Origin of the sequence: Clostridium thermopalmarium DSM 5974, from assembly GCF_002995795.1 — a bacterium.
Lineage (GTDB): Bacteria > Bacillota > Clostridia > Clostridiales > Clostridiaceae > Clostridium_H > Clostridium_H thermopalmarium.
This window is the reverse complement of record NZ_PVXN01000021.1, coordinates 26419-42031: the sequence shown is the minus strand read 5'-3', so window position 1 is coordinate 42031 and position 15613 is coordinate 26419. Positions and strand designations below refer to the sequence as shown.

The window sequence follows — 15613 nt, the reverse complement described above, 5'->3', positions numbered from 1 at the left end:
GTTCTTTCCCCAAGGCTAGTAATCAAAAGGAAAATCTACGGTTCGGAACAAGTGGAACAAGAAGTATCCTATTTATTTATAAATAGTAAAAAAGAAGAAAGTGTAGCCTGTGCATACACGCATACGCGCGCGTATAGGAAAAATGGGTCAAAGTTGTTTTCTTGTTCCGAGCCTTTTTATATGGGAGGTATTTATGCTTGAAAAATATATCGAAAAGAAACTGGTGGCTGAGGTAAAAAAGATGGGAGGCATTGCAGCAAAGTTTGTTAGTCCGGGTTTAGATGGGATGCCAGACCGCCTAGTGCTTTTACCACTTGGAAAGATGGCATTTGTGGAATTAAAGGCTCCCGGAAAGAAACCTCGTCCACTACAGATTAGAAGAATAAAGCAATTACAAAAGTTGGGCTTTACCTGCTACGTCATTGACGATGTTGAGCAGATTGGAGGGATACTCGATGAAATACAATCCTCATAAATATCAAACATATGCTACGAATTTCATACTTGAGCATCCCATAGCAGCGGTGTTTTTAGAGATGGGTCTTGGCAAAAGCGTAATTACTTTAACTGCTATATTTGATTTATGTCTTGATAGTTTTGAAATTGGAAAGGTTCTGGTCATTGCCCCACTAAGGGTAGCAAGGGATACTTGGCCAGCTGAGATAAACAAATGGGAGCATTTAAAAGGACTGGAGTATTCAGTGGCTATTGGAACAGAACAGGAGCGGTTAGCAGCTCTTAGGAAACCAGCAAGTGTCTATCTTATAAACAGAGAAAATGTTGACTGGTTAGTAAACAAAAGTGGCATTCCTTTTGATTATGACATGGTGGTCATTGATGAATTGTCATCTTTTAAGTCCTATGGAGCAAAAAGATTTAAGAGTTTACTAAAAGTCAGACCTAGGGCGAAACGTATCGTGGGTCTTACAGGTACTCCATCCAGTAACGGGTTAATGGATTTGTGGGCAGAGTTTCGTATTCTCGACATGGGTAAAAGACTCGGCAGATACATAACTCACTACCGCAATTCCTTCTTTACTCCAGATAAACGTAATCAGCAGATTGTATTTTCATATAAACCGTTACCTGGGGCAGAAGATGCCATATATCGGCTAATTTCAGATATTACCATTTCAATGAAGTCGGTTGATTTTCTGAAAATGCCAGAATGCGTGATAAATGAAGTGTCGGTGTATCTAAATGATAAAGAACAATCAGTATACGATCACTTTCGTGAAGAGATGGTGCTTGAGCTTGCAAATGAGGAGATTGATGCCATGAATGCAGCAGTCCTTTCTGGCAAACTCCTGCAAATGGCTAACGGTGCTGTCTATGATGTTGATAAAAATACTCATATTATCCATGACCGCAAGCTGGATGCTCTTGAAGATTTAATCGAAGGTACAAACGGCAAACCTGTCCTTATTGCATATTGGTATAATCACGATTTAGAGCGTATTAAAGCAAGATTTAATGTTAGAGAAATTAAAACATCCAAGGATATCATGGACTGGAACAACGGTAATATTTCTGTGGCGGTTATCCATCCCGCATCAGCAGGACACGGTCTCAATTTACAAAGTGGTGGTTCAACACTTATTTGGTTTGGTCTTACCTGGAGTCTAGAGCTCTATCAGCAAACAAATGCAAGACTTTGGAGACAAGGACAAAATGAAACGGTGGTTATCCATCACATTATTACTAAAGGCACGATTGATGAAGATGTGATGAGAGCCTTGAAACGAAAGGAAAAGACACAGTCCGATCTTATTAACGCTGTCAAAGCAAATCTGGGGAAAGCGAGGGGTGTTGTATGATGGATGCATTTGAAAAACTGGCAAATGCCATTATTCTACAGGCGGTCAAGGATTATCGTTTTGCTCTGAAAAGACTAGCAAAATACCCTCGCAATGATTCTGCTAGATATACGAAACGTGAGATTGAGCGTTTCTTTCATTCCGGGTATTTCACTACCCTGACATCTCTCGATCCTGAGATGCTAATTCAAAAGCTACATGAGGAGGTGGTGCGATGACGGCAAAGGAATTCTTGAAACAAGCTTATCGCTTAAATGAGCTGATTAATTCCGATCTTGAGGAGTTGCAAAATCTAAGGGAACTCTCAAGAAGTGTTTCATCTCCTGTTCTTGAGGAAAAAGTCAGTAAAACAAAAAGTACTGATCCACCTTTTGAAAAATATGTGATAAGAATAGTAGATTTGGAGAAGCAGATACAACAAGAGGTGGAACGTTTAATAAAGCTTAAGTCAGATATTCGTGAAGCGATTAACCAGATGGAAAACGTGGATGAAAAGCTGCTTCTTCGCTACCGCTACATTAACTTTCTTAACTGGGAAGAAATTTGTGTCAACCTTAATGTTTCTATGAGAACAGTGCATAGACTCCACTCATCAGCCTTGCAGCATTTAAAAGTGCCTAAATAAAAGTTGGCACACTTTGGCACAGGTTGGCATACAATGACACTGTTTGTCCGTAGTGAAAGTTATATAATGGTAGTATGGAATATTAGCAAACAGAAGCCTTCACGGGAGCATTTCTCCTGCGAGGGCTTTTTCTATGGGCAAAAGGAGGTGTAGTATGCCAAGGAAACCTAAGCGACCATGCTCTTACCCTGGTTGTCCAGAGCTGACTGACAGACGTTTTTGTGAAGAACATGCTAAAAAGGAAGCCGCACGGTATGAAAAGTATGACCGCGATCCAGCAACTCGTAAGCGATATGGTCGTGCATGGAAAAGAATACGTGATCGCTACATTGCGGCTCATCCTCTTTGCGAGGAGTGTAAACGACAAGGAAAGCTGACCCCAGCAACCGAGGTGCATCACATTCTTCCTCTAGCAAGAGGTGGAACCCATGATAGAAGCAATCTGATGTCCCTTTGTACTTCTTGTCACTCTGCCATCACTGCAAAAGATGGAGACCGTTGGGGAACCCGGTAGGGGGAGTCAAATCTCCACAGCTTTTTAGATGTGCAACGGGCGTGGGGTAACGCGTGAAAATTCGCGGTTTCAAACAGGGTAATAGACCCATCAACGAAAAGAGGTGAGTGAATGGCCAAAGATGGAACAAATCGTGGCGGTGCCCGTATAGGCTCTGGTCAAAAAAAGAAACCACTTGCTGATAAAATTGCACAGGGTAATCCAGGTAAGAGAAAGCTAGAAATTATCGACTTCCAAAATACCGCTGATTTAAAGGGGCAGGAAATGCCAAAGCCAAGGGCCATGCTCTCAGCGGTGCAAAAGGACGGGAAAACCCTAGTAGCCAGCGAGATTTATGAAATTACTTGGAAATGGCTTGAGGAGCGAGGCTGTGCCCATTTGGTGCTCCCACAGCTTCTAGAACGATATGCCATGAGTGCGGCCAGATGGATACAGTGTGAGGAGGCGGTAACTGAGTTTGGCTTTCTTGCCAAGCATCCAACTACCGGCAATGCTATTCAAAGTCCTTATGTAGCTATGAGTCAGAACTTTATGAGTCAGACAAACAGATTGTGGATGGAGATTTATCAAATCGTTAAAGAGAATTGTGCTACAGAGTATTCTGGTTTAAACCCACAGGGCGATGTGATGGAGCGACTGCTATCTGCCCGCAGAGGAAAATAAAGATGAGGAGATATATAATGAGTAAAAGATATTTAACAGCTGAAAGTGTATGTGCTGGACATCCTGATAAACTATGCGACATCATAGCAGATAGCATTTTAGAAGCATGTTTACGTAAAGACAAAGCATCACGTGTCGCTTGTGAGGTAATGGCAACCAAAGGGAAAATTATCGTGGCGGGCGAAATCTCCTGCAGCGAGAAAATAGACATCCGATACATTGTTAGGAATGTCCTTAAAGAGATTGGATACAACCCTCTTAAATTCTTGATTTATGTATTTGTACACAAACAAAGTGTAGATATTGCAACTGGCGTGGATACTGCACTGGAAGTAAGAAATGGAATAAATGAACAGTATGGTTCGATAGGTGCTGGAGACCAAGGAACTGTGTATGGCTATGCTACAAAGGAAACGGGAGAAATGCTTCCCCTACCCCTTGTACTATCTCACAGGATTGTAAAGAGACTGGATGATTGCCGAAAAGGGAAACTGATAAAAGGTATTCACCCAGATGGTAAAGCACAGGTGACGGTGGAATATGAAGGGGACACTCCAGTGCGAATAAAGACTATTGTTATATCGGTACAGCATGATAAGAATAAAACACAGGAAGAACTTAAGACAGATATCCTTAATAATGTCCTATGGCAGTGCTTTGAGGATTTCCCATTTGATGATGAAACAGAAATTCTCATTAACCCCTCTGGTAGATTTGTCGAAGGTGGTCCCGCTGCCGATACAGGCTTAACTGGTAGAAAAATTATGGTTGATACCTATGGAGGACTTGCATCCCATGGAGGTGGCGCACTTAGTGGTAAAGACCCCACCAAGGTTGACCGAAGCGGTGCCTATATGGCTCGGTACATTGCAAAGCATATCGTCTGGTGTGGTTATGCAAAGAGATGTGAAGTTAGTATATCCTATGCAATAGGTAAGGCAAATCCTGTAGCCTTTTCTGTAAATACCCTTGGCACAGGTATTGTTTCTGACGAAATATTAACTCTTGCTGCACAGGAGATTTTCAATTTAAGACCTGCGGCAATCATAGAGAAGTTGCGTCTAAGGAATGTGATTTACTCTGATACAGCTGTTTATGGTCACTTTAATAGTTGTCTATTCCCGTGGGAGGATGTAAATAAGTACAGTGAATTTAGAAAGGCGGTGGAAAAGTATGTTGATAGAGAAGATAAAAACTAAACAACTCATCCCCGCTGAATATAACCCAAGGAAGGATTTAAAACCGGGTGATCCGGAATATGAGAAACTTAAACGCTCCCTTGAGGAGTTTGGATATGTAGAACCCGTAATATGGAATAAGACCACAGGCAGAGTCATCGGAGGTCATCAGCGTTTGAAAATCCTGCTGAGTATGGGCATGGATGAGATAGAATGCGTAGTTGTTGAAATGGATGAGCAAAAGGAGAAGGCGCTGAACATTGCACTAAATAAAATAAGTGGTGATTGGGATAAAGACAAATTAGCACTTCTCATCACGGACTTAAATGCTTCAGACTTTGATGTGTCTTTGACAGGTTTTGACCCGGGTGAGTTGGAGGATCTTTTCAAGGATTCCCTTAAGGATAATATAAAAGAAGATGATTTCGATGTAGACAGCGAGCTGAAAAAGCCCGCTGTTTCGCATTTAGGGGATATTTGGCTACTTGGACAGCATCGATTACTCTGCGGAGACAGTACAAAGAAAGACACCTTTGATGTCTTGATGGATGGGAAAACTGCTAATTTGGTAGTTACGGACCCTCCATATAACGTTAACTATGAAGGCACTGCTGGAAAAATCAAAAATGACAATATGGCTAACGAAGCGTTCTATGATTTCCTGCTTGCAGCATTTCAGAACACCGAAGCAGCGATGGCAAAGGACGCTTCTATTTATGTATTCCATGCGGATACCGAAGGACTCAATTTTAGAAGAGCATTCTCCGATGCAGGATTTTATCTTTCCGGTACTTGCATTTGGAAAAAGCAGTCCCTTGTTCTCGGTCGCTCCCCTTATCAGTGGCAGCATGAACCTATTCTCTTTGGGTGGAAAAAGAAAGGCAAGCATAACTGGTATTCCGATAGAAAGCAGACCACCATCTGGGAATTTGAGAAACCGAAGAAAAACAGTGATCATCCTACGATGAAACCAGTTGCACTTGTGGCCTACCCTATTTTGAACTCAAGCCTTTCTAATTGCATCGTGCTTGATCCTTTTGGTGGTTCAGGAAGTACACTGATTGCTTGTGAGCAGACAGATAGAATCTGCTACACCATTGAACTGGATGAAAAGTACTGTGATGTCATTGTGAAAAGGTATATTGAGCAAGTTGGAAACTCAGACAGTGTGTTTCTCCTAAGAGATGGTTCGAAAATAAGATATTGTGACCTGCCAGACGTTGCTACCGCCGATTAATGGAACAGTATTTTCTACAGAAAGATGCTCTAAATGACTTGATATTAACAGCCTTTAGAGTGATATATGTATGTACCGAAAATAGAAAGGCGGTATAAAAAATGCAGATAAACTATAATGTCACAGGAGAAAAAAGAAAAGAGCTAGTCAACGCAATCAGTCAAAAACTGAATGCTCCTGCAAGATATCTTGGAGCGCCTACATTTGCATATGAGGTGGCAGATTATAACATTGACAAAAACGGGGTGGTCAGAGGACCAGATAATTCTGAACTGGTTAATGATCTATTAGGCCTTCATGACTTTAAGGCGGTTACAGTAGAATTTGACACACCACTTCCAGCAGCAGAGCCTGTTCTTGAAAATATTCAAGTTCCCAATGAAGCGGCTCTTGGGGGTAGGGTAAGTCCAAATAGTGATTACGAAGAACCTCCCGTATACAGCGAATCAAATGAAACCGAAGAAGCTATTAGTTTGATTATTCAAATGCCGAGGGAGGGTTTTAGCGAAACTGCACTTGGTAACCTAAAAGGATTGGTAGAAAGCAAAGAAACCCTTATAAAGAAAGCACTTGATACTGACTCTATTCCCATTATCATAAATGAGGAATTTATAACCTTCCCTTGGTTCCAGAGTGAGTGTTCCGCAGAGGAGGTGAAGGCTTATACCCACTTTGTAACAGCACTTTGTGAAATGGCAAAGAAGCAGACCCGCGTCAACTCGACCGAGAAATCAGTGGAGAATGAAAAGTACGCTTTCCGTTGTTTCCTTCTAAGACTTGGATTTATCGGGCCAGAATACAAAACAGAACGAAAAATTCTCCTCTCCAAACTGTCCGGTAGCTCTGCCTTCAAAAGCGGAAGTGCCAAGCATGAGGAGGTGAGTGAATAATGAATATCATTTATCCAGAAATGCTAAAGCAACTTAGAAGTTATTACACTCCAGGAACTCGTGTCATGCTACTTAAGATGAATGACCCTTATACCAAGCTTCAGCCAGGAGATAAAGGTACGGTTACTAGTGTTGATGATATGGGAACTATCCACGTCAGTTGGGATTCAGGCAGTTCCCTTGGAGTGGTTTTTGGAGAGGATTTATGCAAGAAAATCGAAGAATAAACACACACATTTTAACCCCAATATGGCAGTAAATATGTAGATTTATATTGCAGAATTGTCTTGCTATATAAGCCTTTTAGAGTGATATATGTACATGCCGAAAGGACAAACACACTTTAAAAGGAGCGATACACGATGTTAAGTGCAAAATTCGGGATTGAGATTGAATTTACAGGGATTACAAGGGAAAGGGCAGCTAGAGTCGCTGCAGAATATTTGCAAGGCATTTACAGTGAAGGCGGGACTTACTACGACACCAAGAAGGTAAAAACTCCAGATGGTCGAGTGTGGAAGTTTATGTACGATGGGAGCATCAACTGCCAAAGAAAAGAAGGTAGAAGAAAAGTAGCTGCAGGTAGAGATTATAGCGTTGAGCTGGTTAGTCCAATCCTAACCTACCGGGAGGACATTGAAACTTTGCAGGAGCTAGTAAGAAAGCTTCGCAAATCTGGAGCCTTTACAAATACATCTTGCGGAATTCACATTCATCTAGACGGTGCTGAACATACCCCACGAAGCATTCGAAACTTTGTAAATATCATTGCAAGCAAAAACGACTTATTTTATAAAGCACTTCAGATTGCACCGCAGAGAATGAATTACTGCAAAAAGATGGACAGCATTTTGGTTGAGAAGATAAACCGTAAAAAGCCTAGAACCATGAGACAAATTGAGGACATTTGGTACGAGGGCTACAGCGAGAGTAGAAACACTCATTACCACAACAGCCGCTACCATTTCCTCAACCTTCACAGCTTTTTTACCGGAAACCATACAGTTGAACTTAGAGGGTTCAATAGCGAACTTCATGCAGGAAAGATAAGAAGCTACATTGTTCTAGCACTTGCCATCAACCACCAAGCCTTAACACAAAAGTGTGCATCAGCAAAGAAACCGCAGGTGGAAAACGAGAAATTTGCCATGAGAACCTATCTAAACCGGATTGGTTTCATTGGGGATGAATTTGCAAACTGCAGAGAACATTTGACAGCAGCACTTTCGGGTTCAGCTGCATGGCGGTTTCGGGCGGCCTGAGCTGCCCCTAACCCACAAAGCTAAGAAGGAGGATTACAATGAAGAATAAATTATACCTTGCCTATGGCTCCAACCTTAATCTAAAGCAAATGGCCGACAGATGCCCCACAGCGAAGGTGGTAGGAGCAAGTCAAATCAATGACCACCGCCTATTATTTAGAGGGGCACACGCGGGCGCTGTGGCGACAATCGAGCCTTTTGAGGGTGGCAACGTACCAGTTTTAGTTTGGGAGATTACACCGACCGATGAAGCGGCACTTGACCGTTACGAGGGATGGCCGTTCCTTTATCGAAAGGAAACAATAAAAGTGAAGTTGGGAAGCAAAACCGTCAAGGCGATGGTCTACATCATGAATGATGGTAGACCGCTTGGACAGCCGAGTTGTTATTATTACAGTACAATTTTAGAAGGCTATAAGAGTGCGGGCTTCGATGTGGAAATCCTGCGCAAAGCGACAACCGATTCAATAGAATCGGAGGAGGTAGCCAATGAATGAGATAATTAAGCAACAAATCCTTTCCATCCGAGAAAGTGGAGTCACAAATATGTTTGATGTGGACCGAGTACAGTATGAGGCAAATGAACGAGGGTTTTATGAATTGGTAGTCTATTTAATAGACCATAAAGCAGAATATGCCCATTTCATACTGACGGGTGAAGTGGATAAAAAGAAATAACTAAATCTAAATAGGATAGAGAAAAGGGCTTCATCTATAGGATTGAGGCTCTTTTCTTATGTCCTTTTCCATAAAAGGGGCGGTGTTTATGCGGAAACTGAAGAAATATAAGCCGACCGCCTTTATAGCTGAAGGGTCATATTACGATAAGGACGCTGCTGATTACGCTGTGGCTTTTATCGAAGCACTCTCCCATACGAAAGGTTCATGGGCAGGCAAGCCTTTTGAACTTATCGACTGGCAGGAACAAATTGTCCGTGATTTATTCGGTATCTTAAAACCTAATGGATACCGGCAGTTTAACACGGCTTATATAGAAATACCTAAAAAGATGGGAAAAAGCGAGCTTGCAGCAGCAATCGCACTTCTCCTCACTTGTGGAGATGGTGAAGAACGAGCAGAGGTATACGGTTGTGCCGCAGATCGCCAGCAGGCATCAATTGTATTTGAAGTAGCAGCCGATATGGTGCGGATGTGTCCGGCGCTGAATAAACGAGTGAAGTTGCTGGCTTCAACTAAACGACTGGTGTACCTGCCGACCAACAGCTTTTATCAGGTATTGTCGGCTGAAGCCTATTCAAAACACGGCTTCAATATACATGGTGTTGTTTTTGATGAACTTCATACTCAGCCAAATAGGAAACTATTTGATGTTATGACAAAAGGGTCCGGTGATGCGAGAACCCAACCGCTATATTTTCTTATCACCACTGCAGGGACGGATACCCAGAGTATCTGCTATGAAACACACCAAAAAGCGGTTGATATTATTGAGGGCAGAAAATACGATCCTACTTTTTATCCCGTAATCTACGGTGCCAAAGAAGAGGATGATTGGACTGATCCTAAAGTATGGAAGAAAGCAAATCCAAGCTTAGGAATTACAGTAAGTATCGATAAAGTTAGAGCCGCTTGTGAAAGTGCAAAGCAGAACCCTGCTGAGGAAAATAGCTTTCGACAGCTGCGTCTGAACCAGTGGGTTAAGCAATCTGTCCGTTGGATGCCAATGGCAAAGTGGGATGCCTGTGCGTTTCCAGTAAAACCAGAGAGCCTTGAAGGTAGAGTATGCTATGGAGGACTTGATTTATCCTCTACCACTGACATTACAGCCTTCGTGCTGGTGTTCCCACCGGAAGATGAAACAGATAAATATACCGTTCTCCCATATTTTTGGATGCCGGAGGATAATATTGACCTCCGAGTGCGACGAGACCACGTGCAATACGACCTTTGGGAGAAGCAAGGCTATATTTTAACCACCGAGGGAAATGTAGTCCATTATGGATACATTGAAAAATTCATTGAAGAACTGGGGGAAAAGTACAACATTCGAGAGATTGCTTTTGACCGCTGGGGCGCTGTTCAGATGGTGCAAAATCTTGAAGGGTTAGGCTTTACTGTAGTTCCTTTCGGTCAAGGTTTTAAAGATATGTCACCACCTACAAAGGAACTTATGAAATTGACATTAGAAGAAAGAATAGCACACGGCGGGCATCCAGTACTACGGTGGATGATGGATAACATCTATATAAAAACAGATCCGGCTGGAAATATAAAACCGGACAAGGAAAAAAGTACAGAAAAAATAGATGGAGCAGTGGCAACTATTATGGCACTCGACCGCGCCATCCGCTGTGGACCAGGTAATAGTGGAGACTCGGTGTATGACGAGAGAGGTTTAATAATTCTATAAATTTCAATGATTGTTTGTGGTGTAATTCTTTCAATTTGGAGGTGAGGCCTATGAATTTATTAAAAGGACTGTTTCGTTCAAGGGACAAACCGCAAAACCGTGTGGGTAGCGCATTTTCCTTCCTGTTTGGCGGTACATCATCTGGCAAAACAGTAAATGAGCGTACTGCAATGCAAGCAACAGCGGTGTATGCCTGCGTAAGAATACTAGCTGAAGCGATTGCTGGACTGCCACTACATGTATATAGATATCGTTCTGATGGAGGTAAAGAAAAGATTCCTTTCCACCCTTTGTATTACCTTCTTCATGATGAACCAAATCCAGAGATGACTTCATTTGTGTTTCGAGAAACACTGATGAGTCATCTTTTACTTTGGGGCAATGCTTATGCACAGATAGTTCGAAATGGTCGTGGCCAGGCAATTGCGCTTTATCCCCTACTTCCTAACAAGATGGAAGTAAGTCGAGCATCAAATGGTGAACTGGTTTATATCTACTACCGGGATACAGACGAAAGTGGCCTGAATCCAAAGGGAGGCTATGTCACACTTCGCAAAGATGATGTACTTCACATACCAGGCTTAGGCTTTGATGGACTCATTGGCTATAGCCCCATTGCTATGGCAAAAAATGCAATCGGTATGTCACTTGCTACTGAAGAGTACGGTGCGGCATTCTTTGCTAATGGAGCCAATCCCGGCGGTGTGCTGGAGCACCCGGGAGTAATTAAAGACATACAGAGAGTGAAGGATAGCTGGAATAGTGCTTACCAAGGCACAGCTAAGGCACATAAAATCGCTGTATTGGAAGAGGGCATGAAGTTTCAAGCCATCGGCATACCTCCAGAACAGGCTCAGTTTTTAGAAACACGGAAATTTCAAATCAATGAGATTGCGAGGATTTTCCGTGTGCCTCCTCATATGGTGGGAGATCTTGAGAAATCTAGCTTCTCCAATATCGAGCAGCAGTCGTTGGAGTTTGTAAAATACACTCTCGATCCGTGGGTGGTGAGATGGGAGCAAAGTCTCCAGCAATCGCTTATTTTGCCTTCTGAGAAAACATCAGTATTCATCAAGTTCAATTTAGATGGTCTGCTGCGCGGCGATTATCAAAGCCGAATGAATGGCTATGCTATTGGGCGGCAAAATGGCTGGATGTCAGCTAATGATATCCGTGAATTGGAGGACATGAATCGTATCCCAGCTGAGGAAGGTGGCGATTTATATCTGGTTAACGGAAATATGACGAAATTGGCTGACGCAGGAGCGTTTGCCAAAACCGAAGGAGGTCAGTAAATGAAGAAGTTCTGGAATTGGGTGCGAGATTCTGATGAAGGGCGCACTCTCTATTTAAATGGAGTGATATCCGAAGAAACGTGGTGGGGTGATGAGGTCACACCTAAGATGTTCAAAGATGAACTGCTGGCTGGCACCGGTGATATTACAGTGTGGATTAACTCTCCTGGCGGGGATGTGTTTGCAGCAGCTCAGATTTACAACATGCTTATGGACTATACAGGAAAGGTCACTGTAAAAATTGACGGGCTTGCGGCAAGTGCAGCTTCCGTTATTGCAATGGCGGGTGGAGATGTATATATGTCGCCGGTATCCATGATCATGATTCATAACCCTTCGACCATTGCCATCGGTGACAGCGAGGAAATGTTGCGAGCAAAGGCTCTATTAGATGAAGTTAAGGAAAGTATTATTAATGCCTATGAGTTAAAGACTGGTCTTTCCCGAACAAAGCTTTCTCATCTGATGGATGCAGAATCATGGATGAATGCAAATAAAGCCATCGAACTGGGTTTTGCAGATAAGATCATGTTTATGGAAAATGAAACACCGGATTTGACGGATAGCCTTATCTTTAGCAGGATGGCGGTTACCAACTCACTTATTAGCAAACTACCTAAAAAACAAAAACAAAAAACAGGTACACCTATAGAGTCGCTGGATAAGCGGCTTTCTTTAATTTCTCACTAATTTAAAGGAGGAAATAACAATGAGTAAAATTCTTGAATTGCGCGAGAAACGCGCTAAGGTTTGGGATGCGGCGAAGGCATTCCTTGATTCAAAACGTGGCGGTGATGGATTGTTATCCGCAGAGGACACACAAACCTATGAAAAGATGGAAGCTGAAGTTGTTGCACTTGGTAAGGAAATAGAACGTTTGGAACGTCAGGCGGTTATTGACTTAGAACTTTCAAAAGCCACGAGTAGCCCTATTACAAACACACCGTCCAAACATGCTGAAGATAAGACAGGACGCGCGTCTGCAGAGTACAAGAAAGCATTCTGGAATGCTATGCGTACTCGTGCAGGGGAAGGCCTTGATGTAAACGTAAGAAATGCCCTTCAAATTGGTACAGACTCCGAAGGTGGTTATCTTGTGCCTGACGAGTTTGAACGTACCTTAGTAGAGGCTCTTGAGGAAGAGAACATTTTCCGTTCACTGGCCAATGTTATCAATACATCTTCTGGCGATAGGAAGATTCCTGTTGTAGCTACAAAAGGTACTGCTTCCTGGGTGGATGAAGAAGGCACTATCCCAGATAGCGATGATAGCTTCGGACAGGTTTCTATAGGAGCTTACAAACTCGCTACCATGATCAAAGTTTCCGAGGAGCTTCTTAACGATTCTGTGTTCAATCTTGAAGCCTACATCTCTAAGGAGTTTGCAAGGCGTATCGGTAACAAAGAGGAAGAGGCGTTCTTTACCGGTGATGGATCTGGAAAACCGACAGGTATCCTTGCTTCTACAGGTGGTGCCCAAATTGGTGTAACTACTGCAGGTGCTACGGCAATCACTATGGACGAGGTTCTTGATCTGTTCTATTCATTAAAGGCACCTTACCGTAATAAGGCTGTATTCGTTATGAACGACGCCACTGTAAAAGCAATCCGTAAACTAAAGGATGGTCAAGGACAGTACCTATGGCAACCTTCCTTACAGGCAGGTACACCGGATACTATCCTCAATCGACCATTGTATACTTCTGCATATATGCCAACTATTGCTGCAGCTGCGAAGAGTATCGCATTCGGTGATTTTAGTTATTACTGGGTAGCTGATCGTCAGGGTCGTGTATTTAAGAGGCTTAATGAACTTTATGCTGTTACTGGTCAAGTAGGCTTTGTTGCTACTCAGCGTGTGGATGGAAAATTAATTCTACCTGAAGCCATAAAAGTACTTCAGCAGAAAGCTTAATGGAGGTGCGTTATGAGCTATAACACTAAGAATTATACCGAACAAGGCGGAGAAAAAACTGTTATAGGCGGAACACTTGAAATCAAGGAAGGAGCCTCGGTAACGGGGCTCTCCGCCGATCCGCTTCTCGTGGCAACAGAGGAGACTCTTGGTGGTGTAAAAGCCGCCGCTGCTGATGAGGGTGATACTGTCGAAATCAAAATTGGTGAAGATGGTAAGCTGTATGCTCCAACATATCTTACCGATGCTACGGAGTCGGTCTCTGGGCTGGTAAAAATGGCTGCTAATCAAGCCGACAGCATAGCTGAGGATACAGCCACTCTTGTCACGGATTTTAATGCTCTGCTCGCTAAACTAAAAGCGGCTGGGTTAATGGCTGCAGACGAAGAATGACCGGAAGGAGGCGGACGGCATGACAACTGATAATCTTCTCCCTAAAGTAAAAGCAAATCTGATCCTGACGCATGACGCAGACGATGGACTTCTGCTGCATTACATCAAAGCCGCCGTCTCTTATGCGGAAAGTTATCAGCATGTTGCTGAGGGTTATTACACTGAGAACATCATGCCCCCAACTACTGAACAGGCTGTAATCATGCTGTCGAGTCATTTCTACGAAAGCAGAGATGGCTCGACGGCTGGTTTCTTCGCCGATAGCGTACAAGCGGGGCAGCAGGTTTGGAACACAGTGAACCTACTTCTTAGACTAGACCGGGATTGGAAGGTGTAAATTATGAGTTTTGGAAAGATGAACACCTTTATTGATATCATCAGTACAGAGCCTATTAAAGACAAGGATGGTTTCGCTGCTATAGGCGATAACATACTTGCCAGTGTACGTGCCTACAAGGAAGATCGGCATGGCAGTGAGCGGTGGGCGAATAGAGCATCATTTTCTTCTGCAACTTCCCTATTTAGGTTTAGGAAAATTTCTGGCCTTAGGGTGACCAGTGAAATGGTCATCGTTTGTGATGATGGCAGATATCAGATTTTAAGTGTTGATGATGTAAGAAAACGAGGCATGTATGTCGAGGTTTTAGCAGAAAAGATAGAACCAACTGTGAGGTGATGGATATGGCAAAAGTGAATATAAAGATGCCAGAAGAATTCCTTTTAAAGGTATCACGATTAGCTGACCAGACCGATGTAATTCTTCCTAAGGTTCTGGAAGTTGGCGGTGAAGTGGTATTGGATAAAGTTAAGGGGAATCTAAGTAAAGTAATTGGTAAGAACACAAAATATCCATCCAAAAGTACTGGGGAGCTACTATCTTCACTAGGACTTTCAAGTGCAAAGCAAGATAGAAACGGAAACTTCAATGTTAAAGTTGGCTTTTCCGAGCTACGTTCTGATGGTGAGAGCAATGCTAAAATTGCTACAATCATTGAATATGGTAAGCATGGTCAGCCTGCAAAACCCTTCCTAAAGCCTGCGAGAACTGCATCTAGAAAACCTTGTATCAATGCGATGATCGCAAAGCTAGAGGAGGAGATTGATAAAATATGAATATCTTAGAGGAGCTAAATACACTTCTGACAGCAATACCTATCCCCGTAGAAACCGGGGTTTTTTCAGGTTTGGCACCGGATGAGTACGTGGTGATACTCCCACTTTCGGATGTTTTTGAAGTTCATGCGGATAACCGCCCTGGCTTTGATGTGCAGGAAGCACGGATATCACTATTTTCCAAGAGCAATTACTTAGAGAGAAAGAGGCAGATTACAACGGCTTTGTTAAACGATGATTTTACAGTGACTGAGCGTAGGTATATTGGTCACGAGGATGATACTGGATATCATCATTACGCCATCGACGTGGCGAAAAACTATGGAATGGAGGAATAACA

General features: G+C 42.8%; 22 protein-coding genes. All 22 read left to right on the top strand.

Annotated elements, in window-relative coordinates; all coding sequences use genetic code 11:
• Positions 1–193 precede the first annotated feature (193 nt).
• Positions 194–475, top strand: a complete 282-nt coding sequence (locus tag CPAL_RS05085; RefSeq protein WP_106024210.1) for a VRR-NUC domain-containing protein — start codon at positions 194–196, stop codon at positions 473–475.
• A complete protein-coding gene (locus tag CPAL_RS05080) occupies positions 456–1817 on the top strand; it encodes a DEAD/DEAH box helicase (RefSeq protein ID WP_242976286.1) in 1362 nt (453 codons plus the stop codon). Before CPAL_RS05085 ends, CPAL_RS05080 begins: the two co-directional genes overlap by 20 nt.
• Positions 1814–2035, top strand: coding sequence for a hypothetical protein (locus tag CPAL_RS05075; RefSeq protein ID WP_207654917.1), 222 nt, complete (start codon positions 1814–1816; stop codon positions 2033–2035). The genes CPAL_RS05080 and CPAL_RS05075 overlap by 4 nt, the downstream gene beginning before the upstream one ends.
• Entirely contained in the window at positions 2032–2442 is a 411-nt protein-coding gene (locus CPAL_RS05070) for a DUF1492 domain-containing protein (protein WP_035150326.1), read from the top strand. Before CPAL_RS05075 ends, CPAL_RS05070 begins: the two co-directional genes overlap by 4 nt.
• 154 nt (positions 2443–2596) lie before the next feature.
• A complete protein-coding gene (locus CPAL_RS05065) occupies positions 2597–2956 on the top strand; it encodes an HNH endonuclease (RefSeq protein ID WP_074050016.1) in 360 nt (119 codons plus the stop codon).
• A gap of 111 nt (positions 2957–3067) precedes the next feature.
• The gene (locus tag CPAL_RS05060; RefSeq protein ID WP_106024207.1) at positions 3068–3619 is read left to right on the top strand and encodes a P27 family phage terminase small subunit; all 552 of its coding nucleotides are present in this window, start codon (positions 3068–3070) and stop codon (positions 3617–3619) included.
• Positions 3620–3636: 17 nt separating this feature from the next.
• A complete protein-coding gene (gene metK / locus CPAL_RS05055) occupies positions 3637–4818 on the top strand; it encodes a methionine adenosyltransferase (protein ID WP_024400904.1) in 1182 nt (393 codons plus the stop codon).
• Positions 4793–6034: a site-specific DNA-methyltransferase gene (locus tag CPAL_RS05050; protein ID WP_106024206.1), complete on the top strand. Its 1242-nt coding sequence runs from the start codon at positions 4793–4795 to the stop codon at positions 6032–6034. The genes metK and CPAL_RS05050 overlap by 26 nt, the downstream gene beginning before the upstream one ends.
• Before the next feature lie 101 nt (positions 6035–6135).
• Complete coding sequence (locus CPAL_RS05045; RefSeq protein ID WP_106024205.1) at positions 6136–6924, top strand: virulence protein; 789 nt, start codon at positions 6136–6138, stop codon at positions 6922–6924.
• Complete coding sequence (locus CPAL_RS05040; protein WP_106024204.1) at positions 6924–7151, top strand: DUF4314 domain-containing protein; 228 nt, start codon at positions 6924–6926, stop codon at positions 7149–7151. The genes CPAL_RS05045 and CPAL_RS05040 overlap by 1 nt, the downstream gene beginning before the upstream one ends.
• Positions 7152–7286: 135 nt before the next feature.
• Positions 7287–8186 (top strand): amidoligase family protein, encoded by a 900-nt coding sequence (locus CPAL_RS05035; RefSeq protein WP_106024203.1) that lies wholly within the window; start codon positions 7287–7289, stop codon positions 8184–8186.
• Positions 8187–8224: 38 nt separating this feature from the next.
• Positions 8225–8683 (top strand): gamma-glutamylcyclotransferase family protein, encoded by a 459-nt coding sequence (locus CPAL_RS05030; RefSeq protein WP_018664387.1) that lies wholly within the window; start codon positions 8225–8227, stop codon positions 8681–8683.
• Positions 8676–8864, top strand: coding sequence for a DUF5049 domain-containing protein (locus tag CPAL_RS05025; protein WP_018664388.1), 189 nt, complete (start codon positions 8676–8678; stop codon positions 8862–8864). Before CPAL_RS05030 ends, CPAL_RS05025 begins: the two co-directional genes overlap by 8 nt.
• An 88-nt stretch (positions 8865–8952) precedes the next feature.
• Entirely contained in the window at positions 8953–10557 is a 1605-nt protein-coding gene (locus CPAL_RS05020; RefSeq protein ID WP_041700827.1) for a terminase large subunit, read from the top strand.
• A gap of 50 nt (positions 10558–10607) precedes the next feature.
• A complete protein-coding gene (locus CPAL_RS05015) occupies positions 10608–11852 on the top strand; it encodes a phage portal protein (RefSeq protein WP_106024202.1) in 1245 nt (414 codons plus the stop codon).
• Positions 11853–12542 (top strand): head maturation protease, ClpP-related, encoded by a 690-nt coding sequence (locus tag CPAL_RS05010; RefSeq protein ID WP_092561612.1) that lies wholly within the window; start codon positions 11853–11855, stop codon positions 12540–12542.
• A gap of 19 nt (positions 12543–12561) precedes the next feature.
• Positions 12562–13767: a phage major capsid protein gene (locus CPAL_RS05005; protein WP_012102984.1), complete on the top strand. Its 1206-nt coding sequence runs from the start codon at positions 12562–12564 to the stop codon at positions 13765–13767.
• Between the two features lie 12 nt (positions 13768–13779).
• Positions 13780–14160: a head fiber protein gene (locus CPAL_RS14170; RefSeq protein WP_106024201.1), complete on the top strand. Its 381-nt coding sequence runs from the start codon at positions 13780–13782 to the stop codon at positions 14158–14160.
• A gap of 19 nt (positions 14161–14179) precedes the next feature.
• Positions 14180–14497 carry a head-tail connector protein gene (locus tag CPAL_RS04995; protein ID WP_012102982.1) on the top strand — a complete coding sequence of 106 codons (318 nt, stop codon included), beginning with the start codon at positions 14180–14182 and terminating at the stop codon, positions 14495–14497.
• A 3-nt stretch (positions 14498–14500) separates the two neighbouring features.
• Positions 14501–14836: a head-tail adaptor protein gene (locus CPAL_RS04990; protein ID WP_106024200.1), complete on the top strand. Its 336-nt coding sequence runs from the start codon at positions 14501–14503 to the stop codon at positions 14834–14836.
• Positions 14837–14841: 5 nt separating this feature from the next.
• The gene (locus CPAL_RS04985) at positions 14842–15273 is read left to right on the top strand and encodes an HK97 gp10 family phage protein (RefSeq protein ID WP_106024199.1); all 432 of its coding nucleotides are present in this window, start codon (positions 14842–14844) and stop codon (positions 15271–15273) included.
• Positions 15270–15611, top strand: coding sequence for a hypothetical protein (locus CPAL_RS04980; protein ID WP_035150356.1), 342 nt, complete (start codon positions 15270–15272; stop codon positions 15609–15611). Before CPAL_RS04985 ends, CPAL_RS04980 begins: the two co-directional genes overlap by 4 nt.
• Positions 15612–15613 lie beyond the last annotated feature (2 nt).